Origin of the sequence: Alteraurantiacibacter aestuarii (assembly GCF_009827405.1) — a bacterium.
GTDB classification, from domain to species: Bacteria; Pseudomonadota; Alphaproteobacteria; order Sphingomonadales; family Sphingomonadaceae; genus Alteraurantiacibacter; species Alteraurantiacibacter aestuarii.
Genome location: NZ_WTYY01000004.1, coordinates 156,209 through 178,601, shown reverse-complemented (window position 1 = coordinate 178,601; position 22,393 = coordinate 156,209). Strand labels below are relative to the sequence as shown.

At 62.2% G+C, this 22,393-nt stretch carries 18 protein-coding genes; 8 read left to right on the top strand and 10 right to left on the bottom strand.

The window, feature by feature from the left end:
* Positions 1 to 5: 5 nt before the first annotated feature.
* A complete protein-coding gene (locus GRI32_RS09100) occupies positions 6 to 791 on the bottom strand; it encodes an SDR family NAD(P)-dependent oxidoreductase (RefSeq protein WP_160591460.1) in 786 nt (261 codons plus the stop codon).
* 351 nt (positions 792 to 1,142) lie between these two features.
* On the opposite strand from GRI32_RS09100, the gene GRI32_RS09095 reads away from it, so the two are divergent.
* Both GRI32_RS09095 and GRI32_RS09090 read left to right on the top strand, forming a co-directional pair.
* Positions 1,143 to 4,298: a TonB-dependent receptor domain-containing protein gene (locus GRI32_RS09095; protein WP_160591458.1), complete on the top strand. Its 3,156-nt coding sequence runs from the start codon at positions 1,143 to 1,145 to the stop codon at positions 4,296 to 4,298.
* 95 nt (positions 4,299 to 4,393) lie between these two features.
* Positions 4,394 to 5,185, top strand: a complete 792-nt coding sequence (locus GRI32_RS09090; protein ID WP_160591456.1) for a hypothetical protein — start codon at positions 4,394 to 4,396, stop codon at positions 5,183 to 5,185.
* 59 nt (positions 5,186 to 5,244) lie between these two features.
* Here GRI32_RS09090 and clpB read toward each other — a convergent pair whose 3' ends face one another.
* A complete protein-coding gene (gene clpB / locus GRI32_RS09085) occupies positions 5,245 to 7,824 on the bottom strand; it encodes an ATP-dependent chaperone ClpB (protein WP_160591454.1) in 2,580 nt (859 codons plus the stop codon).
* Positions 7,825 to 8,050: 226 nt separating this feature from the next.
* On the opposite strand from clpB, the gene GRI32_RS09080 reads away from it, so the two are divergent.
* On the top strand, positions 8,051 to 10,936 hold the full coding sequence (locus GRI32_RS09080; RefSeq protein WP_237437485.1) for a M16 family metallopeptidase: 2,886 nt from the start codon (positions 8,051 to 8,053) through the stop codon (positions 10,934 to 10,936).
* Positions 10,937 to 10,977: 41 nt separating this feature from the next.
* Here GRI32_RS09080 and GRI32_RS09075 read toward each other — a convergent pair whose 3' ends face one another.
* From GRI32_RS09075 to rpsU, 8 genes are all read right to left on the bottom strand, one after another.
* Positions 10,978 to 11,460, bottom strand: coding sequence for a tRNA (cytidine(34)-2'-O)-methyltransferase (locus GRI32_RS09075; protein WP_237437484.1), 483 nt, complete (start codon positions 11,458 to 11,460; stop codon positions 10,978 to 10,980).
* A 15-nt stretch (positions 11,461 to 11,475) separates the two neighbouring features.
* Positions 11,476 to 12,975, bottom strand: coding sequence for an Asp-tRNA(Asn)/Glu-tRNA(Gln) amidotransferase subunit GatB (gatB, locus tag GRI32_RS09070; protein ID WP_160591450.1), 1,500 nt, complete (start codon positions 12,973 to 12,975; stop codon positions 11,476 to 11,478).
* 91 nt (positions 12,976 to 13,066) lie between these two features.
* Positions 13,067 to 14,224, bottom strand: a complete 1,158-nt coding sequence (locus GRI32_RS09065; RefSeq protein WP_160591448.1) for an acyltransferase family protein — start codon at positions 14,222 to 14,224, stop codon at positions 13,067 to 13,069.
* A gap of 136 nt (positions 14,225 to 14,360) precedes the next feature.
* Entirely contained in the window at positions 14,361 to 15,845 is a 1,485-nt protein-coding gene (gene gatA / locus GRI32_RS09060) for an Asp-tRNA(Asn)/Glu-tRNA(Gln) amidotransferase subunit GatA (RefSeq protein WP_160591446.1), read from the bottom strand.
* Positions 15,845 to 16,147: an Asp-tRNA(Asn)/Glu-tRNA(Gln) amidotransferase subunit GatC gene (gene gatC / locus GRI32_RS09055; RefSeq protein WP_160591444.1), complete on the bottom strand. Its 303-nt coding sequence runs from the start codon at positions 16,145 to 16,147 to the stop codon at positions 15,845 to 15,847. The genes gatA and gatC overlap by 1 nt, the downstream gene beginning before the upstream one ends.
* A gap of 36 nt (positions 16,148 to 16,183) precedes the next feature.
* The gene (locus GRI32_RS09050; RefSeq protein ID WP_160591442.1) at positions 16,184 to 17,953 is read right to left on the bottom strand and encodes a DUF4153 domain-containing protein; all 1,770 of its coding nucleotides are present in this window, start codon (positions 17,951 to 17,953) and stop codon (positions 16,184 to 16,186) included.
* A gap of 3 nt (positions 17,954 to 17,956) precedes the next feature.
* On the bottom strand, positions 17,957 to 18,526 hold the full coding sequence (locus GRI32_RS09045) for an FKBP-type peptidyl-prolyl cis-trans isomerase (protein WP_160591440.1): 570 nt from the start codon (positions 18,524 to 18,526) through the stop codon (positions 17,957 to 17,959).
* A 106-nt stretch (positions 18,527 to 18,632) separates the two neighbouring features.
* A complete protein-coding gene (rpsU, locus tag GRI32_RS09040; protein ID WP_160591438.1) occupies positions 18,633 to 18,839 on the bottom strand; it encodes a 30S ribosomal protein S21 in 207 nt (68 codons plus the stop codon).
* A 205-nt stretch (positions 18,840 to 19,044) separates the two neighbouring features.
* Here rpsU and crcB point away from each other — a divergent pair, with 205 nt between their 5' ends.
* From crcB to GRI32_RS09015, 5 genes are read left to right on the top strand one after another with little or no spacing between them, the layout of a single operon-like run.
* Positions 19,045 to 19,452 (top strand): fluoride efflux transporter CrcB, encoded by a 408-nt coding sequence (gene crcB, locus GRI32_RS09035; RefSeq protein WP_160591436.1) that lies wholly within the window; start codon positions 19,045 to 19,047, stop codon positions 19,450 to 19,452.
* Positions 19,449 to 20,807, top strand: coding sequence for an RluA family pseudouridine synthase (locus tag GRI32_RS09030; RefSeq protein ID WP_160591434.1), 1,359 nt, complete (start codon positions 19,449 to 19,451; stop codon positions 20,805 to 20,807). Before crcB ends, GRI32_RS09030 begins: the two co-directional genes overlap by 4 nt.
* Positions 20,804 to 21,460: an HAD-IA family hydrolase gene (locus tag GRI32_RS09025; protein WP_202386008.1), complete on the top strand. Its 657-nt coding sequence runs from the start codon at positions 20,804 to 20,806 to the stop codon at positions 21,458 to 21,460. Before GRI32_RS09030 ends, GRI32_RS09025 begins: the two co-directional genes overlap by 4 nt.
* Positions 21,453 to 21,689 carry a hypothetical protein gene (locus GRI32_RS09020; protein WP_160591432.1) on the top strand — a complete coding sequence of 79 codons (237 nt, stop codon included), beginning with the start codon at positions 21,453 to 21,455 and terminating at the stop codon, positions 21,687 to 21,689. The genes GRI32_RS09025 and GRI32_RS09020 overlap by 8 nt, the downstream gene beginning before the upstream one ends.
* Complete coding sequence (locus GRI32_RS09015) at positions 21,689 to 22,387, top strand: ATP12 family chaperone protein (RefSeq protein WP_160591430.1); 699 nt, start codon at positions 21,689 to 21,691, stop codon at positions 22,385 to 22,387. The genes GRI32_RS09020 and GRI32_RS09015 overlap by 1 nt, the downstream gene beginning before the upstream one ends.
* Positions 22,388 to 22,393: the final 6 nt, after the last annotated feature.

Below are 22,393 nucleotides of genomic sequence, written 5' to 3'. Positions count from 1 at the left end.
CTGGCTCAGCGCGGACCCATGCGGATGCCGCCGTCCAGCCTGACGGTCTCGGCGTTGAAATAGCCGTTTTCGACCATGGTCATCACCAGGTCGGCATATTCCTCGGGATGGCCGAGCCGCTTGGGGAAAGGCACGGCGGCGGCGAGCGATTCCTGCACGTTTTCGGGCAGATTATCCATCAGCGGGGTCTTGAAGATACCCGGCATGATGGTGTTCACGCGGATGCCCTCGCTCATAAGGTCGCGCGCGATCGGCAGGGTCATGCCGTGAATCGCCGCCTTGGAAGCGGCATAGGCGACCTGGCCGATCTGCCCGTCCGTCGCCGCTACGGAAGCGGTGGAGACCAGCACGCCGCGCTCCCCATCGGTCAGCGGTTCGGCATTTTCCATCATGCCTGTGGCGGCCTTGGCCATGCACATGAAGCTGCCCACGGTGTTGACCATCAGCGTCTTGATGAACAGGTCCACCTTCATATGGCTGACCGCGCCGGTATCCCGGTCACGCCGGGTGATCTTGCCGATCGTGCCAATGCCGGCGCAATTGACCAGCACGCGTTCCTGCCCGTGCGCAGCGCGCGCGCGGGCGAATCCGGCATCGACGGAAGCCTCGTCGGAAACATCGACCTTGCAGAAGATCCCGCCGATTTCTGCGGCAACGCGTTCGCCGCGTTCCTCGTTCAGGTCGAACAGTGCGACCTTGGCCCCCTTGGCCGCCAGCGCCCTGGCGCTGGCTTCGCCTAGGCCGGAAGCCCCGCCTGTAACAATGGCTGCGATCGAGGAATCGACCTTCATCTGGCACCTTCTCCTGCTGCAAAAGCCGCCTGTGCGGCCCGGTTCAGGAGGTCCTAGCGGGGCCACTCACAGGGTCAAGCAATGGCAGTTAACAGCTCTGAAACGAATATGTGGTGAAACTGCAACAGGACTGCAACAATCTCGAGAAGAAGTATGATTGGAATTGAAACCAGTTCTACCTTCAAGCACGTCAGCTAGCAGCACCGTGCTATCCCCTTCTGGTCGCCCGGGGACACTAAGCGATCAGGGGGTACATCCAATTTCCAGGCCAATATTCGGCCGCATAGTGGGGACTGACCTGTGACATTTCGATCCGCATTGAGGGGCGCTAGTGCGCCCATCGCGCTTTCCGTGGCTCTCGCCGCGAACCCTGTTCTCGCGCAAGACGCCGAGGATGTTCTGATCACCGACGCCGAAGATGATGAGGCACCTGCCGCATCCACCGCCAGCCAGGGTGACATGATTTTCGTCACCGGTTCGCGCATTCGTCGTGACGAGTTCAGCTCTCCTGCACCGCTGACGGTCGTTGACCCGGAAATCGCAGTCCGCAAGGGCCTGATGGATACCGGCGAAATGATCCAGGGCTCACCGATTGCTGCCGGTTCTTCGCAGATCACCTCGGCGATCTCCTCGAACTTCGTCACCAATGGCGGTTCGGGCGCCCAGACGATCTCGCTGCGTGGCCTTGGTGCCGAGCGTACGCTGGTGCTGCTGAACGGTCGCCGTGCCGGGCCAGCCGGTACCCGCGGTGCCGTTTCGGCATTCGACCTCAACGTCCTGCCGCAGTCCATCGTCCAGCGCGTGGACATCCTGAAGGACGGCGCTTCGTCGATCTACGGTTCTGACGCCGTTGCCGGCGTGGTCAACCTGATCACCAAGACCGACACTGACGGTGTCGAGTTTGATTTCTTCGGCTCGGTTCCTTTCGAATCCGGTGGCGAATCCTGGTCTGCTTCAGCAACCTGGGGCACCACTTTTGATCGCGGCCACATCCTGGCGTCGGTCAACTACTATCGCCGTAACGAGCTGACTCGCGGCGACCGCGATTATCTCGGCTGCCCGGAAGCCTATGTGTTCACCGACACCACGCTCACATCGCGCGCCGACCTGATCGATCCGCGTACCGGCCAGTTTGCCTGTAATGGCGAGAGCGACATCACCTGGGGCCACGTGTGGACCTATGACGGCGCCGACCTTGGTTCCGCCGACGGCACCACCAACATTCCCAACAGCCCGGGCGGTTTCAGCTCGGTTCTGCTGCAGTACGACTATCCGGGTGACAACCTGGGTGCCACCGTCACTCCCAATGGTCCGGTGCAGTTCGCCGGCCAGATCGGCACGCCTCCGGGCTGGTACAACGTCAGCAACTCGGTTGCAGGCGCTGCGGTTACCAACAACTACCACCCGCTGATGGATTTCGACACGGTCATCCCGCAGACGGACCGTTACACGGTGTATGTTGACGGTGCCTATGAGCTGACCTCCAACATGGAGCTGTATGGCGAGTTCCTGTACAACAAGCGCAAGAACTACGTGAACGCATCGCGTCAGATCTGGGGCTTCGGCTACGGCGAAACCTTCGATTACTCCTATTACTACGATGGCTACCTGTATGAAGGCGGCTTCGCGGGCGATCCGCGTCCCAGTGCACAGGGTTGGTCCGGCTATGCCGTGTTCAGCCCCACCGCCTACACCGACCAGTTCGATAGCTGGCAGGAAGTGGACTACATGCGCGGCGTGCTCGGCGTTCGTGGCGATATCTCGGACAACTGGGGCTATGACATCTATGGTCAGTGGTCGCGTTCGGACGGTGATTATTCGCAGGTCCAGACCTTCAACGACTCCATCCTGGACTATAACTACTACCTGTCCGACCTGTGCGAAGGCACCACGGTCGGTGCGGGCACTCCTTACGAGCGTCCCTGCGTAGATGTGCGTCTGTTCGATCCGTATTTCCTGGCTGGTGAGTTCACTCCGGAAGAAGTGAACTTCCTGTTCGGCACGGAAACCGGCAACACTGTTTACGAACAGAAGTATGTTGAAGCCATCGTCAGCGGCGAAGTTTTCGAACTGCCGGGCGGCCCGCTTGGTCTGGCTCTGGGTGTCCAGTATCGTGAAGACACGATCGACGATAACCCCGGCTACATCACGCAGAACGCCAACGCATGGAGCGTGACCACTGCTGGCCGTACGGCTGGCCGGGTGCAGACCAAGGAAGCTTTCGGCGAAATCTCGCTGCCGCTTCTGTCGGACATTCCGTTCATCGAATCCTTCACCCTCACCGCTGCCGGTCGTCTCACCAACGTGAGCGCGCGCCGTACGGTTGATGGCCAGTCGGATAGCGACAACGGCAACTTCACCTACAAGCTGGGTGCTGACTGGGAACTGACTGACTGGTTCCGTGTTCGCGGCACCTACGGTACGTCGTTCCGTGCTCCGGCACTGTTCGAACAGTTCCTGGCCGACCAGACCTCGTCGCTTGGCCAGCGTGTTGTTGACCCGTGTATCCAGTGGCAGCGTAACCTTGATGAAGGCGCAATCACCCAGCAGTTCGCAGATAACTGTGCGGCTGACGGTGTTGGCCCGAACCACCTGGGCCAGGGCATCAGTGCAACGATCTTCACCGGTGGCCAGGTTGGCCGTCTCGACCCCGAGACATCGACCGCATGGACCGTCAGTGCGATCTTTGAGCCCACGCTGGACTTCCTGCCCAACACGCAGGTCAGCCTGGCTGTCGATTACTTCGAAATCGAAGTGAACGATGAAATCGCCCAGCTGGGTGGCTTCAACGTGCTGGCAGCCTGTTACGGTTCGGACTTCTTCCCGGAAGAGCCTCTGTGTGACCTGTTCGCACGTAACCAGGATCTTCCCTTGGGTGACCCGCGTCGTAACTCGGGTCTGCCTGCCAACGTTGCCTTCATCACCGATGACTTCCTCAACGTTGCTCGTCAGGAAAACCACGGCGTCGACGTGACCGCGCGTCTCGTCCATGATTTCGCTGGTGACGTGACCCTGACCATTCAGGGCCAGATGACCTGGCAGACCACGGACGTTGTGGAACTGTTCCCCGGATCGTTTGAGGACAGCAATGGCGAATCTGGCGAGCCCCGGTTCGTTGGCGACTTCCGCGTCCAGCTGGACACCGGTCCGTGGTCGCTGTTCTATGGCCTGGACGTGATCGGTGCCACCGATGACATTCAGGACTACGTCGACAACAACGGCGTCGATGCGGGCGGCAACCTCTGCTACCAGTTCACGACCTACCCGAACCCGGTATGTCTGGACCTGACGCAGTCGGCCAAGTTCTACCACAGCGTGTCGGTGACGCGTGAAATCGGTGACAACTTCGAGATTACCGCTGGTATCTCGAACCTCACCGACGTCCGTCCGCCGCGCACCTCCAACGTTGGCGGTGATGGTATTACGCAGTTCGGCCTGGGTGCCTTCCAGTCGCAGTATGACCTGCTTGGTCGTCGCGCCTTCGTGAACCTCAACATTCGCTACTGATCAGCAGCGAAGCTCAGGAAATGTGGGGCGGCGGGTGACAAACCCGCCGCCCTTCGTTTATCCGCGATAAACAAATCCAGAATTCGGGAAAAACCATGGTCACGATCCGCCTGAAGCAAGACACGCTGAATGAGGAAAACAAGAAGTTCGAGCAGATACCGCTTGAACGCTCGCTGTTTCTCAACTCCATTCCCAAGTCAGGCTCGCACCTGCTGCGCAACATCTTCCGCATGTTCGTGCCGCTGGAGGATCACTATGCCGACCAGTTCGTGCAGTTCGCCAATCTCAAGAAGCATGTCGAGGCGTTCAATCCCAACCGCAACCTGCTGAGCTGGGGGCACCTGCTGTTCTCCGATATCAGCGCGCTGGAAGCATCGGTCCCGCGCAAGCTGATCCTGGTGCGCGATCCGCATAGCTGGGTGCTGGCCCGCGCTCGCTTCTTCCTGTCGGATGAATTCGGCGATGAGAAGGTGATCGTGAAGAACGAGAACCTGCCGGTCGATTCACTGATCAATCTGATGATTTTCGGCATCCACAAGTCATCGCTGTCGATGCAGGAGATGTTCACCTACATGGGCGTCGCCTGGATGAATTGCGGCGATTCCAAGCTCGTACGCTACGAGGATCTGATCAAGGCGATCAAGAACCTCGACAGCGACGAGTCAGAGACTTTCTTCATGGACCTGTTCGCGGCCGCCGGCCTGCCCAAGGTGCCCGATGACTGGCGGGAGCGTGTGCGCATCGGTTCCGACCGCAAGCAAAGCTCCACCGCCAGCGAGAAGCTGACCGGCCGCGCCGACCTTGTGCCCAAGGTTCTGGGTGATGAGCACAAGCGGCTTATCGAATATGCAGCGCCCGGCCTGCGCAAGTTCCTGGGTTACGAATGACGTGAAAAGGGCCGGAAATCGCTTCCCGGCCCTCTCCTGTCTCACGCGTCTGTCCTGTGTCAGGCGACGCTCATCTTCAGTGCGCCGTCACCTTCATCGATCGTTACCGTTGAGCCATCGGGTATCTTGCCCGCCAGCAGCATGTCGGCCAGCGGGTCCTGCAGGTATTTCTGCACCGCCCGCTTCAATGGCCGCGCGCCATAGACCGGATCATAGCCCACCCGGCCAAGCCAGCGCAGCGCTGCATCGGACAGGTTGATGGTGATCTTGCGATCCTTCAGAAGCTTTTGCACCCGGCCGACCTGGATCGTCACGATCGGGGCCATGTGCTCCATGCCCAGGCGATGGAACAGGATGATCTCATCCAGCCGGTTGAGGAATTCGGGGCGGAAATGCGCGCGCACCACTTCCATAACCTGCGGTTCGACATCTTCCACCTTCTGGTCGTCGGTCAGGCTGGAGAGATACTGGCTGCCAAGGTTTGACGTCAGGATGATCAGCGTGTTCGAGAAATCGACCACCCTGCCTTGCCCGTCCGTCAGCCGGCCATCGTCCAGCACCTGCAACAGCACGTTGAACACGTCGCTGTGGGCCTTCTCCACCTCGTCGAACAGCACCACCTGATAGGGCCTGCGCCGCACGGCTTCGGTCAGCACACCGCCTTCTTCATAGCCGACATAGCCCGGGGGCGCGCCGATCAGCCGGGCCACCGCATGCTTTTCCATGAATTCCGACATGTCGATGCGGACCATCGCGCTGTCATCGTCGAACAGGAATTCGGCCAGCGCCTTGGTCAGCTCGGTCTTGCCCACGCCCGTCGGGCCCAGGAACAGGAAGGAGCCGAGCGGACGGTTGGGGTCCTGCAGGCCTGCGCGCGCGCGGCGCACCGCCTTGGACACGGCCACCACGGCCTGATCCTGCCCGATCACCCGCTTGCCGATGACCTCTTCCATCTTCAGCAGCTTGTCGCGCTCGCCCTGCATCATCTTGTCGACCGGAATGCCGGTCCACTTGCTGACCACGGCGGCGATATCGTCTTCGGTCACCTCTTCGCGCAGCAGCGCATTCTCGGTGGTCTGGGACGCAGCGACCAGCGCCTTTTCGAGTTCCGGGATGCGGCCGTATGAAAGCTCACCCGCCTTGGCCAGGTCGCCCGTGCGCTGGGCCTGTTCGAGTTCGATCCGCGCCTGGTCCAGCTCTTCCTTGAGCTTGCCCTCGGCATGGATCTTGTCACGCTCGTTCTGCCAGCGGGTGGTCAGCTCGCTCGATTGCTGCTCAAGATTGGCGAGTTCCTCGCGCAGGGTCGCAAGGCGATCCTTGGATGCCGCATCGCTTTCCTTGCCCAGCGCCGATTCCTCGATCTTGAGCTGGATGATGCGGCGGTCCAGGCCTTCGATTTCCTCCGGCTTGCTTTCCACTTCCATGCGGATGCGGCTGGCGGCCTCGTCCATCAGGTCGATCGCCTTGTCGGGCAGAAAGCGGTTGGAGATATAGCGTTCGGACAGCTGTGCTGCCGCCACGATCGCCGCATCGGTAATGCGCACGCCGTGGTGCAGCTCGTACTTTTCCTTGATGCCGCGCAGGATGGAAATGGTGTCCTCCACGCTCGGCTCATCCACGAACACCGGCTGGAAGCGGCGCTGGAGGGCGGCGTCCTTTTCGACATATTTCTGATATTCGTCGAGCGTGGTCGCGCCGATGCAATGCAGCTCCCCGCGGGCGAGCGCCGGCTTGAGCAGATTGCCCGCATCCATCGATCCTTCGGAGGCACCAGCGCCGATCAGCGTGTGCATCTCGTCAATAAACAGGATGATCTGGCCGTCTGCGCCCTTCACCTCGTCCAGAACGGCCTTCAGCCGCTCCTCGAACTCGCCGCGATATTTCGCGCCGGCGATCATCGATCCAAGATCGAGCGACATCAGCGAGCGATCCTTCAGGCTGTCCGGCACATCGCCATTGGCAATGCGCAGCGCCAGCCCTTCGGCAATGGCGGTCTTGCCGGTGCCGGGCTCGCCGATCAGGACGGGATTGTTCTTGGTGCGGCGAGCGAGAATCTGCACCGTGCGGCGGATTTCCTCATCGCGGCCAATCACCGGGTCCAGTTTGCCCTCGCGCGCAGCCTCGGTCAGGTCGCGGGCGTATTTCTTCATCGCGTCATAGGCGTTTTCGGCGCTGGCGGTATCGGCGGTCTTGCCCTTGCGCAGTTCATTGATGGCGCTGTTCAGCGCCTCTGCGGTGACATTGGCCGCGGCCAGCGCCTTGCCTGCCACGGTGGTCTTGGCCAGCACCAGTGCCAGCAACAGGCGTTCCACGGTGACATAGCTGTCACCCGCCTTCTCGGCCACTTGCTCTGCCTGATCGAGAACGCGCACGGCATCATTGTCGAGGCCGGGGGTCTGCTGGGCTCCGCCGCCCGAAACGGCCGGAATCTTGGCCAGCGCCTTGTCGATCTCAGTCACGGCCAGCGCGGCATTGCCACCGGCACGCTGGATCAGCCCGGCGGCCATGCCTTCATTATCCTCCAGCAGCGCTTTCAGCAGATGTTCCGTGCTGATCCGCTGGTGGCTGTTGCGAATGGCAACGGTCTGCGCGCTTTGCAGGAAACCCTTGGCGCGGTCGGTAAATTTTTCCAGGTTCATAACAGGCCCTCAATTCTAATTTGCTTCAAGATAGTGTTGCCAATTTGCAACACAAGCCCCCTTGGCAAATCCGGATACAAATTCAGGTGTGTTATTGCATTAAATCGGTAGGCGATGACGCAATGCAACCCCTGCTGGGGTGATTAGTGGGCCAACCCGCACCGATGGGCACTGATCCGGATCAATCAGCACTTCAAAAGCATATTTGCTGTGCTAGTAGATGCAGATGAAACCAGCTCGCATTCTCTCCGCCTTCCTGCCCTTCGCCCTTCTGGCCGCATGTACTGCGCCAGTTGCGGCTCCTCCGGTCATCTCCGCCCCGGCGACGGCCAGCGAACAGGGAGCGAGCAATCTGGCAGCAGGCGATCTGTCCGGCCTCGTTGCCCAGATCGACATTCCTTATGAGACGTTCACGCTGGCCAACGGTCTGACGGTGATCGTCCATACCGATCGCAAATCCCCCATTGTGGGCGTGACCACATATTACCGCGTCGGTTCCAAGAATGAACCGCGCGGCCGCACCGGCTTTGCCCATCTGTTCGAACACATCATGTTCAACGGCAGTGAGAATGTGGAGAATTTCGACATCCCGATGGAGGGTGCCGGCTCCACCCCCACCAATGGCTCCACCTGGTATGATCGCACCAACTATGTCGAAACCTTGCCGACTGGCGCGCTCGACCGGGCGCTGATGATGGAATCCGACCGCATGGGCTATCTGCTCGGCGCGGTGACGCAGGAAGACCTCGATCGCCAGCGCGGCGTGGTGCAGAATGAAAAGCGCCAGGGTGACAATCAACCTTACGCTCTGGCCGAATATAGCGTGAATGACCGGCTCTTGCCCGTGGGCCACCCCTATCGCCACGCGACCATCGGATCGATGGCGGATCTGTCCGCAGCATCGCTGGAGGATGTGCGCAGCTGGTTCACCAACAATTACGGACCCAATAACGTGGTGCTGGCGCTGGCGGGCGATATCGATGTCGCCACCGCCCGCGCTGCCGTGGAACGCTGGTTTGGCGATATTCCGCGCGGCCCCGATGTGCCGCCCGTGGCGGCTGAGCCGGTGACGCTGGCCGAACCGATCTATGAGGAAATGGCCGATCAGGTCAGCCAGGTGCGGGTATCGCGCAACTGGACTGGCCCCGGCATGACCCATCCCGATTCCGTACCCTTGCAGGTTGGGACCTATATCCTCGGCGGCCTGTATTCCTCGCGCCTCGACAATGCGATGGTCTATGGCGAGGAGCTGGCGACGCGGGTTTCCGCCGGAACGCAGGCACATGAGCAGATCAGCTTCATCTCGGCCGACTTCGACCTTGCACCGGGCGCTGACCGCGAAGCAGCCGAAGCGCTGTTCAATGCAGAGATTGAGCGCCTGATCACAGAAGGGCCCACCACCGAGGAAATCTCGCGCGCGGCCACGCAGCTGATCTCCGGCCAGCTTGGCGGGCTGGAACGCGTGGGCGGGATGGACGGCAAGGGTGCGAAGCTTGCGGAAAGCCTGCTCTACACCGGCGATCCTGAATTCTACCGCAAGGACTTGCAGCGTATCGCCGCGCTGACCCCTGCCGAAGTGCGCGATGCCATGCAGCGCTGGATGACCCGCCCCGCCTATACGCTGGTGGTGGTGCCCGGAGAGCGCACACTGGACGGCGCGCTGATGGGCGGCTGGGGTGATGAAGCGACCGTGCCATCCCGCGCACCCGATGCAGGCGGCGGCGTCACCGCGCAGCGCACCGGCCCTCCGCGCGCCATACCCGATGTGGCGGATGTGTCGGACCTGGAATTCCCCGATGCCCGGCGCGCACGGCTCGCCAACGGCATAGAGGTGGAACTGGTGCAGCGCTCCACCGTGCCGCTGGTCACTATCGCGCTTTCGCTGGATGCAGGATCGTCCGTCGATGCCCGCGCTGAGGCAGGCAAGCACGAACTGATGATGGACATGCTGACCGAAGGCACCGCAACGCGCGGGCCGCTGGACATCGTGATCGAGCAGGAGGAACTGGGCGCCAGCATTTCCGCGTCGACCGGTGTCGATGCCAGCCGCGTCTACCTCAGCTCGCTGACCAGCAATTTGCCGCAATCGCTGGAGCTGATGGCCGATGTCACGCTCAACCCCAGCTTTGCCGACGATGCCTTTGCCCGCGTGCAGGGCCAGCGTCTGGCAGAGATCGAGGATGAGCGCACATCGCCCGGATCGCTGGCTACACGCGCGCTCGGCCCGCTGCTGTACGGACCGGACCATCCCTATGCGATGGCCGCCACCATTGGCGACTATGACGTGATCGAACAGCTGACACCGCAGATGCTGCGCGCCGAACATGCCGAATGGTTCCGCCCGGATCTGGCAAAGTTCACCGTGGTGGGCGATATCGACATGGCCGAACTGCTGCCGCTTCTCAATCAGGCCTTTGGCAGCTGGACGGCCCCTGCCGCCCCGCCCCCGGCCAAGGCCATCAACCAGCCGACACCGCCTGCGCAAGCGCGGCTGGTAGTGATTGACCGCCCCAATTCTCCGCAATCGGTGCTGCTGCTGGGCCGCCTGCTGCCCCTCAAGGGCACAGACAGAGGGACAGAAGCGCTGGAACTGGCCAATGAGGTAATCGGCAACGGCTTCCTTTCGCGCCTCAATGACGATCTGCGTGAGACACGCGGCTGGACCTATGGCGTGCGATCCTCCATCGCCCCGCGTCTGGCGAGCACCAGCTTCACTGTATCCACCGCTGTGCAATCTGATCGCACGGCAGATTCGATCCGCGTGATCCTGGAGCAGCTGGAGGCATTTCCGGCGCAGCGTCCGGTGGATGAACTGGAATTGCAGCGCGTGACCGATGGCAATATCCGCGGCCTGCCCAATCGCTTTGAGACCAATGGCCAGGTGCTGGCTGCGCTGCTCGGCAATGATCTGCTGGATCGGCCGGACGATTATCAGGAGAGCCTGCCGTCAATCTACCGGGCCATCGATGCCAATGCGATCAACGCCGCTGCCACGCAATATCTGCACCCGCGCGCGCTCACCATCGTGGTGGTGGGTGATCGCGCGCAGATTGACGAGCAGATCGCCACGCTGGGCATGGATGTGACCTATCTGGATGCGGAGGAACTGTAAGGCCCCCGCCCTGGTCCTCTGCCCTCGCCCCGCGTCAGGGCTCAGCCCTTGTACTGCTGCCGCAGCGCCTGATAGGCGACCGCTGTCGCCGTATTCGCCATATTGAGCGAGCGTATATGCTCTGACCGCATCGGCAGGTTGAATATCCGGTGCTGCCAGGGCCGGGTAATCTCCGGCGGCAGGCCGGTGGTTTCCCGCCCGAACACCAGATAGGCATCTTCGGGATAGTCGGGATCGTAGAACGACTGCGCGCCATATTCCTCGAACAGGAACAGCTGGTCTTCGCGCGGGCAGCGCGCTGCGATGAAGTCCTCCCAGCTGGCGAATTCCACCAGCCGCACATGCTTCCAGTAATCCAGCCCGGCACGCTTCACCCGGCTCTCCGTCAGCTCAAAACCCAGCGGATGGATCAGGATCAGTTCCATATCCAGCGCCACGCACGTGCGCCCCATCGCTCCGGTATTACCGGGGATTTCCGGCGTCACGAGGACGATGGACATGGTGCCGGGCATGGTTGCGGTCATGGCGCGGCGCGAACGCTACCCCAGCTTCGCCTTCAGGATCTGGTTGACCACCGCCGGATTGCCCTTGCCCTGCATGGCCTTCATCGTCTGGCCCACGAAGAAGCCGAACAGCTTGTCCTTGCCGCCGCGATATTCCTCGACCTTGTCGGGGTTGGCGGCGAGCACGTCATCGATCACCGCCTCAATGGCGCCGGTGTCGCTCTGCTGCTTGAGGCCTTCGGTATCGGCAATCTCGTCCGGCGCGCGGCCGGTCTTGAGTACGATTTCGTAGATTTCCTTGGCCTGGCCGCCGCTGATCTCGCCTGCATCCTGCATGGTCAGGATGGCCGCCTGCGCCTGCGCGGTGGCATGGGCGGGATCGGCTTCATCGCCCAGCGCCTTCATCACGCCCGGCGCGACGGAGAGCGACCAGTTGGCGACCTGCGTGGCGACCTTGGCCTCGCTCTTGCCGATGGCCTGCGCGGTGGCGGCCAGCAGCGTTTCGAAGCGGGCGAAGGTTTCCACCTCCGCCGTCAGTTCACGCGCATTATAGTCCGTCAGGCCCAGCTCACCGGTGTAGCGCGCGCGCTTGGCATCGGGCAGTTCGGGCAGAGAGGCGCGGCATTCTTCCAGGAACGCATCGTCCAGTTCCAGCGGCAGCAGGTCCGGATCGGGGAAATAGCGATAGTCGTGCGCATCTTCCTTGCTGCGCATGGACCGCGTGGTGCCCGTGCCCGGATCGAACAGGCGCGTTTCCTGCACGATCTTCCCGCCATCTTCCAGCACATCGACCTGGCGCTGCGCCTCATGCTCGATCGCCTGCATCACGAAGCGCACCGAGTTGACGTTCTTGGTTTCCGTGCGCGTGCCCAGATTGGGATCGCCAACCTTGCGCACAGAAACGTTCACGTCCGCGCGCATGGAGCCTTCCTCCATATTGCCGTCGCAGCTGCCGACATAGCGCAGGATGGCGCGCAATTTGCGGATATAGGCACCCGCCTCGGCAGGCGAGGTCATGTCCGGATCGCTGACGATTTCCATCAGCGCCACGCCCGTGCGGTTGAGATCGACATAGGACATGGTGGGGTGCTGGTCATGCATCAGCTTGCCCGCATCCTGCTCCACGTGAATGCGCTCGACCCCGATAACCTTGTCCACCGGAATGCCGGCCTTTTCATCGGCCTCGATCGTCAGCGCGCCCTTCCCCACGATGGGGTGGTACAGCTGGCTGATCTGATAGCCCTGCGGCAGATCGGCATAGAAGTAGTTCTTGCGGTCAAAACGCGACCATTTGTTGATCTGCGCCTCTATCGCCATGCCCGTGCGCACCGCCTGGCGGATGCACTCGCGGTTGGGCACAGGCAACATGCCCGGCATCGCCGCATCTATCAGACTGACCTGCGAATTGGGCTCCGCCCCGAAAGCGGTGGACGCGCTGGAGAACAGCTTGGCATGGCTGGTGACCTGCGCATGAACTTCGAGACCGACCACGATCTCCCATTCGCCGGTGGCACCCTGGATACGATAATTGCTCATGTCATGCTCCATAAGGCCGCAGAGCGCGCACCGGAAGAGGGCTTGGCAGCAAATTTATTGATGTGGGGCGATCTGCGGCGTCCAATTGAACCTAGCCTGCCTGTGCCGCTCCACCGGAACGTGCCATGCGCTCTTTCACAAGCTTCTTGCCATAGAGGCGCCAGGGTTCCTCGATATATTTGAACGTTTGCGAACCAACCAGAATCGCAATCAGGCACACGGCCAAACTCAATGCCGTATTCATCAGCGGCCCCAGGTCCATCGCGCGAAGGCCATAGGTAAGCCCTTCTTCCCGCAGGAGATCAGTCCATCCCAACCGCAGGAAGATCTGTTCCGCAGCGCGATTGATGCTGGAAATGATGAACAGGTGGACCATGTAGATGGAATAGGACCATGCACCGACAGCCAGCATGGGTGCCGTCAGCAGCAGCCGCGAGAACAGACCTTGCTCATGCGCAAAGATGAACACCATCATCGCGAACAAGGGAACACAGGCCAGGAACCTGAAGTCCCCTGCGGGCGGATATGAGAGCAGCAGGAAGACCGAAAGCAGCACCAGCGCTTCAACAATGGTTGCAACCATGTCGGAAACCACCAACCGATAACGCTGCCATATGGCGAAGACCAGCGTACCGGTGCCAAAGCCAACGATCCCTCTTTGAAGCAGCTGGCCGAACCCGATCACATTGATTGAAAAGGCCAGACAGATGCTGGCCGTGGCGACCAGGAAAACAGCCACGGCGATGCCTTTTCGCCCTGAACCGAACAGCAGGGCGGCAATGAGATAGGCAACAAATTCAACCGACAGGGACCAGCTGACGGTGCTGAAGTAATTGTCCGCACTGGGCCAGAACCCATCGAGCATGAACAGCGCGCGCACGAGGTAGAAAAGATCGTGCGATTCACCCAGGACAGGCCGGATCAAGGCCAGCTCCATGAACAGATAAATCAGCACCATCACCAGATGCAGCGGATAGATCCTGAAGAAGCGGAGACACAGAAACGCCCCGCGTGAATATCCCCCAGCGATCCTCTCACCATAGGCACAGGCGATCACGAAGCCGGAAAGCACGAAGAAGAAATCGACAAACAGCCGTGCCTCGCGAAAGAAGGGAAGCCCGGCAATCAGGCCAAAATCGTCTATGTGGAAGAAGACCACGGCTACGGCGGCGAGACCACGCAGCGCATCGAGCGCCTGGAAACGCGTTTCGTTCTTCGGCGCTTTGGACGTCAACCTCTGCAGAGCCATGGCCATCTCCTGTGACGCCGCCGTGCGTTGAGTCGCAACAATCGAGCATCAACGCAAGATGTTTTATTGCAGCGCAGCATTGGTGCAGCCAGCCCAGGAATAAGGGTCAGTTCAGCGTTTCAGGCTGGCTGCCAATCTACCACCACTTCTCGGGCTGCGCTGTGAATCCGGCCCGGCTCTCAATCGCCAATCCGGCGTTCAGCACGCCCTGTTCGTCAAATCGGTTGCCGATCAGCTGCAGGCCAAGCGGCAGGCCCTGCGAGTTGAGGCCGGCAGGAACACTCATCGCCGGCAGACCTGCCAGCGATGCGGGCACGGCGAACACGTCATTGAGATACATCGCCAGCGGATCGTCCACATTCTCACCCAGCCCGAAAGCTGCGGTGGGCGTGGTCGGCGCCAAGATCACGTCAACCTGCGCAAAGGCTGCATCGAAATCGCGCTGGATCAACGTGCGGACCTTCATCGCCTGCGTGTAATAGGCGTCATAGAACCCGGCGCTGAGCACGTAGGTGCCGATCAATATGCGGCGCTTTACCTCGTCACCGAAACCGGCGGCTCTGGTGGCGGCATACATATCCTGCAGGCCTGCACCCTCTGGCAGATCGCGCAGGCCATAACGCACGCCGTCATAGCGCGCGAGGTTGGACGAGGCTTCTGCCGGCGCGACGATGTAATAGGCGGGCAGCGCATATTTGGTGTGCGGCAGGCTGATATCGACAACCTCTGCACCTGCATCCTTGAGCCAGGCAATCCCATCTTCCCAGCTCTTGAGGATATCGGCATCGGTGCCGTCCATCCGGTATTCGCGCGGAATGCCGACCTTCTTGCCACGCAGGTCACCGTTGAGCGCGGTGGACCAGTTCGGCACCGGCATGTCGAGGCTGGTCGAATCCTTGGGATCGAAACCCGCCATCGCCTCCAGCATGATCGCGCAATCTTCGACGCTGCGGGCCATCGGGCCTGCCTGATCGAGGCTGCTGGCAAAGGCGACAATGCCCCAGCGCGAGCAGCGGCCATAGGTCGGCTTGATGCCCGAAATGCCGGTGAAGGCCGCAGGCTGGCGGATGGAACCGCCCGTATCGGTGCCGGTTGCCGCCGGGGCGAGACGCGCCGCGACTGCTGCGGAGGACCCGCCCGAACTGCCGCCCGGTGCCAGCTTGGCATTGCCACCGTCGTTGCGCCGCCAGGGGTTGGCAACATCGCCGAAATAGCTCGTCTCGTTGCTGGAGCCCATGGCGAACTGGTCAAGGTTCAGCTTGCCCAGCATGCCCGCGCCCGCATCCCACAATTTCTGGGAGACGGTGCTTTCATACTGGGGCACGAAGCCTTCGAGGATGTGGCTGGCTGCCGTGGTCTGTACGCCCTTGGTGGCGAACAGGTCCTTCATGCCGATCGGCACGCCGGCCATCAGGCCCAGCGCCTTGCCCGCAGCGCGGTCTGCATCGACCCTTTCAGCTGCTGCAATCGCGTGTTCGGGGGTGGTGACGATAAAGGCATTGAGCGCCGCCGCCGCAGCGACATTGGCATTGAACGCCTCTGCCACTTCAACCGCAGTAAACTCTCCGCCGGCCACGCCATCGGCAATGGCCTTGACGCCAAGATTGGTGAGACTGGTCATTATTCGATCACCTTGGGCACGCCGAAAAATCCGTGTTCGGCAGCGGGGGCATTGGCCAGGATGGCATCGCGCTTGCCGCCGCCTGTCAGCGGATCGGCATCGACCACGTCATCGCGCAGCCGCTGCGGCATGGGGATGACCGCAGTCATCGGCTCAACCGCAGAGGTATCGACCTCTCCCAGCTGCTCCACCCAGGCGAGGATATTGTTGAATTCGGGCACCATGTGGTCGAGATCCTTCTCGTCCACATTGATGCGCGCCAGTGCGGCGATTTTCGCCACTTGTTCACGGGTTACAGACATGTCAGCGCACTAGCGGCGCGGGGGCGGAGCTTCAAGCTATTCGGCAGGCGGAACTGCGATCAAGGGAACTTCCGCAGGCTCCGTCACTGCCGCGTCGACCAGCGGAGGGCCGATACGCCTGCCGTCGAGATAGATATGGCGGCTCACCTCGTCCCTGACCTCGATTACCGAATCCAGCGTCAGTGGCTGTCGTTCATCGGGCGATTGCTCGTTGAACGGACGGCCATTGCCTTCCTCATCGATCAGGACACGCTGATAGCCATGGGCCTGAACGAACGCCACATCGCGGCGCCCCTGATCGTCCATGCCCAGATCGACAGCGACGCAGATCTCACCGCACTGCCAGGGTTCGAACTGCAGGAAAGCCAGCACGATAGGCCGCAATGTGGGATCGTCCGACTGGACGCGCAATTTGCCGGTAAACCCTTCTGCAGAAGCCCGGCGCATGGGAGAATAGGGCCGCTCCGTCTGCGCCTGCGCGGCAAGGGCCAGCTGCGCCACCTCGCCCTCGCCCGCCGCCAGATCAGCCAGCACTTCGCGCCCCGCATCACCAAAGTCCCAGCGCAGCGCGGCATAGTCGAATTCCTGCGGCGTGACCCTGCCCGCCTCCAGCCGCGCCACCTGATTGCGCGCGGAAATCCCGCCGAAATCGAGGATCGGCAGGGCCAGGATCAGTGCCGCAACGCAAGTCGCGGCCGCAAGGTGGAGGTTGGCGCGGCGCAGGAATGCGGTCCAGCGCGCCTTGCGCCCGCGCACCAGACCGACCCAATAGGCGAGGCCATAGGCGACCGCGATGATGATCGTCACCAGCGCCCATATCCGTTCGGGAGCAAGCCCGTACTGATCGATGCGGATACCCATGGAAATCGCCGCGAACACTGCCAGCGGCAGAATGCCCGCGGCCAGCACCAGAGAGGTGATTCGCATGATGCGGTTGGGGCTGCGGGCCTCATCCTCATCACGGATGATGACATTGGCCAGCACGTAACTGCCCAGCGCGCAGGCCAGCAATACCGGCGTGGCCGCATCGGTAGCATCCCACAGCGCCTGGCCGCCCGATGCCAGCAGCGCGACAAGAAACACCACCAGCGCCAGCGCCAGAGGAACCGCCAGCAGGGACAGCACCATCAGCACCACCGATTGCAGCGAGCCGATGATCTTGAGGTTGTTGCGCAGCACGCCCAGCGCCGCGCCAAATGCGCCGCCGCTCCACATCAGGGCGAACCAGTCCTTGTCCATCAGCGTGCTGATCAGGTCGATACCGACCAGGTCCAGCAGGCCGTTGAGCAGGACCAGCATGATCCAGCTGAGCCCGGTAAAGGCCAGCGCACCTGCCGAACTGACGGCATCGGTCCAGACGTGGAAATGGGTGATGCGATATTCGGTGGCGAACCGCGTGCGGTGGAACCCGGCCTGAAACAGCGGCAGAGCGATTATCGATGCGAAGACACCGGCGGCAAAGCCGAATTCGGCACCCGCCATGTGATCCTGCATGACCACGGCGTTATAGGTAAGACCGGCCATGACCAGACCCGCCAGCACTGCGAAAATGGCCGGCTCTCGCACGCGGTCCTGGCCAATGGAAAAGGCCGCGCAGATCGATCCGAAGAAGATGAAGGCCGTGATGGCCGCATTCAGCGGCCGGGTTTCATGGCCGTCCGTCAGGAAATAGATCAGCAGGCCCGCCAGTGCCAGCAGGCCCGCCAGTATCCAGGGGAGCGGCAGCCAGTCGGACAGGGGCGCCTGCGCGTTGGCCTGTGCGCTGACCTGTGCCGCCCGGGCTGCCGGAGCCTCCCCTTCGGTCATCGATTATCCGGCTGGCGGCACATCGGCCTGCGCCGCGCCTTCGGCGGGCTGCTGCTGTTCCAGCGCCTGCAGCATGGACTGATAGCGCTGCTCAGCTTCATCGGGCGACATGAAATCGACCAGCTCGATGTCGAAAGTCAGGTCCGCATTGGGCGGAATGGGCGAACCGGGCTGCGGCGTTGCGCCATAACCAAGCTCGGAAGGAATCTCGACCTTGTAGGACCCGCCGCGCTGCATCTGCATCAGCGCTTCCTTGAAGCCGGGGATCATCCGGTCCAGCGGCAGGGGCGTGCCGTCAGGCAATATGCCCGGAACCGGCCAGTTGGCGTCCTGCGACTGGTCGAACACGGTGCCGTCTTCCAGCTTGCCGGTGTAATGGACGAACACCACGTCCGTTTCGGTGGGGCTTTCACCCTCGCCCGCAGTGATCGTGTCAACAGAAACGCTGGCCGGACGCGAGGTAAACCAGGCGACGCTGCCGGCAAGCACGATGCCCACCAGCATGCCGAGCCAGAATTTCATCATCGAGCCCTTGGCAATGGGCTGCAACGGTACGCGGGTTACTTCGGCCATGTGTCGTCCTGATCTGAAAAGGGATCTGGTAAAGAAAGGGCGCGGAGAAAATATCCCCGCGCCCCGTTTGTCTTAGCTTTGCGAAAGGTTCAAGCCCGGCGACGCCTTAGCGTCCGCCGTCGCGCTCAACCCGCTTGCGGTCCAGCTTGCGGGCGCGGCGCACGGCAGCAGCCTTTTCGCGGGCACGCTTTTCACTGGGCTTTTCGTAATGGCGACGCAGCTTCATCTCGCGATACACCCCCTCACGCTGCAGCTTCTTCTTGAGCGCGCGCAGGGCCTGTTCGACGTTGTTGTCGCGGACGATGATCTGCATAAACCTAAGCCACCTTTTCTAATCTCAAAACAGTCAGAGCCCGCGAGCGATCGGCGCGGGATGCACCTGCTATAAAACAAATGAAAAATCGGCCGAATCCCTTACGGACCGGCTCTCTGCGGCGCGCATTATGCCAAATCGGTGCACAAGGCAAGCGCGGCTAATGGCTTTCGCTCTTCACGCCATGCGTCTAAGGGATGCCGCCATGAGTGCTACTCCACAATTTCAGGCCTCGCTGCTGGTCGCCTTTGGCGGCGGCATCGGGGCATTGCTGCGTTATCAGGCCGGACGGCTGATTACCCATGTCATGGGTGTGCAGGCCGTGATGACCTTTCCATGGGCAACGCTGATCGTCAATATCGCTGGCAGCCTGGCCATGGGCCTGCTGGCCGGATGGCTGGCCCGCCACGGCCAGGGGGGCGATCATATCCGCCTGGCAGTGGGCGTTGGCCTGCTGGGCGGCTTCACCACTTTTTCCGCCTTCAGCCTTGAAATGATGCTGCTGATAGAGCGTGGCCAGACCAGCCACGCCTTCCTCTATGCCGCCATTTCGCTGCTGGGCGGCCTTTCGGCCCTCTATGTCGGCCTGATCGTCATGCGGTTGCAGGCATGACGCAGGGATATAACCCGAACGACCGGGATCAGGACGGTCAGGGCAACAACGGTCGGGACAACACGGGTCAGGACAACAAGGTTCGCCAGTTCATTGTCGATGCCGATGATGACGGTGTCCGGCTGGATCGCTGGTTCAAGCGCCATCTGCCGCAAATCGGCTTTGGCACGGTTTCGCGCTGGGCGCGCACCGGCCAGCTGCGCGTGGACGGCAAGCGGGTGAAGCCGGAAGACCGGCTCGCCACCGGCCAGAACGTACGCGTTCCGCCCGGCGGAGAAGAGATCAAGGGCAATGTCAGGCAGCGGCAGGAACTGACCGCGGAGGAAGAACGGCAGGCAGAGGCCATGCTGATCCGCCGCAGCAAGAGCGCGCTGGTGCTCAACAAACCCCCCGGCCTTGCCACGCAGGGCGGAACCAAGACCACCAAGCACGTGGACGGCCTGCTGGACGCCTATGCCGAGGAGGACGAACCGCGCCCGCGTCTGGTCCACCGGCTGGACAAGGATACATCGGGTATATTACTGGTGGCTCGCTCTCCGGGCAGCGCGGCCTTTTTCTCCAAGCGATTTGCCGGTCGCAGCGCCAAGAAGATCTATTGGGCTCTGGTGGTGGGCGTGCCCGAAGTGCATGAAGGCACGATCGATGCGCCACTGGCCAAGCAGCCCGGCTCCGGCGGGGAGAAGATGCACGTCGACACCCACGGCGGACAGGCAGCCAAGACATTGTACCGGGTGGTGGATCGCGCCGGAAACAGCGCTGCATGGGTGGAATTGCAGCCGCTGACCGGCCGCACCCACCAGTTGCGCGTGCATATGGCCGCCATCGGCCATCCGATCGTCGGCGATGCCAAATACGGCGGCCCGGCGGCTTTCCTGACAGGCTCCATCAGCCGCAAGATGCACCTGCATGCACGGCGCCTGATCATTGAGGCTCCCGGCGGCGAGGTCATCGATGAGACGGCAAACCTGCCCGAACATTTCGCCACCAGCATGGAACAGCTCGGCTTCGATCCGAACATGAGCTCGGCCGAGCCGGAACAGGGCCGCCCTGAGCAGACCCCGGCGGAAAAGAAGCAGGTCGCCCGCCAGCACGCCAAGCAATATCGCAAGGCCCGGCGCGGCGAACGCAAGAGCCGCAGCCCCGAAGCGCCGCGCGGTCGCGGACCGGCCAAGCCTGTCGGCAAACCCGGCAAGGCGGCGGCCGGTAAGGCGGGTGGCAAAGCGGGCGGAAAGACAGGCGGCAAGGCAGGAGCCAAATCGGGCCCAAGAACCGGCCAGAAAACCGGCCAGAAAACCAGCAGGCCCAGCGCTCGTCCCGCCAGGACCACAGGCAGGCCCAAAAGAGGCGACGCATGACCATCCGCCTCGCCGTGTTTGATTGCGACGGGACGTTGAGTGATGGTCAGGCGGCAGTGTGCCGTTCGATGGAAATTGCATTTTCGCAGGCCGGCCTGCCCGCGCCCGATCTGGGCCAGGTGCGCCGCATCGTCGGCCTCAGCCTGCCGCAGGCGATCCGCAGCCTTGCGCCCGGTGCTGCGCAGGACCAGCAGAATGTGGTGCTGGAAGCCTACAAGCAGGCCTTTCGCGCCGCCCGTCTGGACGGATCGCTGCATGAACCGCTGTTCCCCGGCATGGCGGAGCTGGTCCGCTCACTGCATGGCAGGGGCTGGATGCTGGGCGTTGCCACCGGCAAATCCGACCGGGGGCTGAAAAGCACGCTGGCCACCAACGGCCTGCTGGACTTTTTCACCACGCTGCAAACCGCAGACCGCCACCCGTCCAAGCCGCACCCCTCCATGCTCCACACCGCGATGGAGGAGGCGCTGGCACGGCCCGAAAACACGGTGATGATCGGCGATACGGTGTTTGACATGGAATGCGCCGTGGCCGCCGGGACCGGTGCAATCGGCGTGGCCTGGGGCTATCATGAGGCGGACGAACTGCGCAGCGCGGGGGCAACAGCCATCGCCGCATCGGCGCGCGAGCTGGAGGAATTGCTGGATGGATAGGGAAACGCAGGAGCAGAAGGCGAAGCAGCGCTTCTTCATGATCAACGCCATGCGCATGGCCGGCGTGGCCATGGTGCTGATTGGCATCCTCGTCATGCAGGGCATGTTCGGCCTGCCCGAGTGGACCGCCTATCTGCTGATCGGCCTGGGGCTGGTGGAGACTTTCGTCACCCCGCAGATCCTCGCCCGCATGTGGAGCAGCGAAAAGGGTGGTCCCGGCGAGCGGTGATGAAGCGTTTCTATTCCGAAGTATCGATCCACAGTGGAGACGGGGGTTGGCATGTCGCTCTCGACACGCGCCCGATCAAGACCCAGCTGGGCGCGCCGCAAGTGGTGCCCGCCAAGGCATTGGCAGAGCTGCTGGCCGGTGAATGGCGCGCGCAGGGGGAGGAGATCGATCCCGGCAGCTTCGTGTTTCGCGACATGGCCGATTATGCGATCGACATCATCCGCGCCGATCCGGATGCGGCCATCGCCAATCTGGTCAGTTTCAGCCAGACAGACACGCTATGCTACCGCGCCGATCCGGAAGATGCGCTGTTCGCCCGTCAGGAAGACGTGTGGGACCCGCTGGTTGCCGCCTGCGAGGCGCGCCACGGCGTCAGCTTCCCGCGCGTCAGCGGGATCAGCCATGAACCGCAATCTGAGGAGACGACCCGGCGCCTGTCAGGCGCGCTGGCACAGCTGGACGCTTTCCAGCTGGCCGGTCTGCAAACGCTCACCGCGCTGGCGGCATCGCTGATCGTGGGGCTTGCCGCGCTGGAGGATGGCGCCGATGCGCAGGCGCTGTTCGATGCTTCCAATGTGGAGGAAGACTGGCAGGCGCAGCTGTGGGGCTGGGACGTGGATGCCCGCAAGGTTCGGGACATGCGGGCAAAGGCCTTCGCCATGGCGCTGGAATTCACCCGCGCCGCACACAGCGCCTGATCAGCC

What these genes read in the sequence shown, in the direction of transcription:
- crcB (WP_160591436.1), top strand. Translation starts at nt 19,045, where the DNA reads ATGAGTGCTACTCCACAATTTCAGGCCTCGCTGCTGGTCGCCTTTGGC.
- GRI32_RS09050 (WP_160591442.1), bottom strand. Translation starts at nt 17,953, where the DNA reads ATGACCGAAGGGGAGGCTCCGGCAGCCCGGGCGGCACAGGTCAGCGCA.
- gatB (WP_160591450.1), bottom strand. Translation starts at nt 12,975, where the DNA reads ATGAGCAATTATCGTATCCAGGGTGCCACCGGCGAATGGGAGATCGTG.
- GRI32_RS09080 (WP_237437485.1), top strand. Translation starts at nt 8,051, where the DNA reads ATGAAACCAGCTCGCATTCTCTCCGCCTTCCTGCCCTTCGCCCTTCTG.
- GRI32_RS09015 (WP_160591430.1), top strand. Translation starts at nt 21,689, where the DNA reads ATGAAGCGTTTCTATTCCGAAGTATCGATCCACAGTGGAGACGGGGGT.
- GRI32_RS09100 (WP_160591460.1), bottom strand. Translation starts at nt 791, where the DNA reads ATGAAGGTCGATTCCTCGATCGCAGCCATTGTTACAGGCGGGGCTTCC.
- GRI32_RS09025 (WP_202386008.1), top strand. Translation starts at nt 20,804, where the DNA reads ATGACCATCCGCCTCGCCGTGTTTGATTGCGACGGGACGTTGAGTGAT.
- GRI32_RS09090 (WP_160591456.1), top strand. Translation starts at nt 4,394, where the DNA reads ATGGTCACGATCCGCCTGAAGCAAGACACGCTGAATGAGGAAAACAAG.
- gatC (WP_160591444.1), bottom strand. Translation starts at nt 16,147, where the DNA reads ATGTCTGTAACCCGTGAACAAGTGGCGAAAATCGCCGCACTGGCGCGC.
- clpB (WP_160591454.1), bottom strand. Translation starts at nt 7,824, where the DNA reads ATGAACCTGGAAAAATTTACCGACCGCGCCAAGGGTTTCCTGCAAAGC.
- GRI32_RS09020 (WP_160591432.1), top strand. Translation starts at nt 21,453, where the DNA reads ATGGATAGGGAAACGCAGGAGCAGAAGGCGAAGCAGCGCTTCTTCATG.
- gatA (WP_160591446.1), bottom strand. Translation starts at nt 15,845, where the DNA reads ATGACCAGTCTCACCAATCTTGGCGTCAAGGCCATTGCCGATGGCGTG.
- GRI32_RS09075 (WP_237437484.1), bottom strand. Translation starts at nt 11,460, where the DNA reads ATGACCGCAACCATGCCCGGCACCATGTCCATCGTCCTCGTGACGCCG.
- rpsU (WP_160591438.1), bottom strand. Translation starts at nt 18,839, where the DNA reads ATGCAGATCATCGTCCGCGACAACAACGTCGAACAGGCCCTGCGCGCG.
- GRI32_RS09045 (WP_160591440.1), bottom strand. Translation starts at nt 18,526, where the DNA reads ATGGCCGAAGTAACCCGCGTACCGTTGCAGCCCATTGCCAAGGGCTCG.
- GRI32_RS09065 (WP_160591448.1), bottom strand. Translation starts at nt 14,224, where the DNA reads ATGGCTCTGCAGAGGTTGACGTCCAAAGCGCCGAAGAACGAAACGCGT.
- GRI32_RS09030 (WP_160591434.1), top strand. Translation starts at nt 19,449, where the DNA reads ATGACGCAGGGATATAACCCGAACGACCGGGATCAGGACGGTCAGGGC.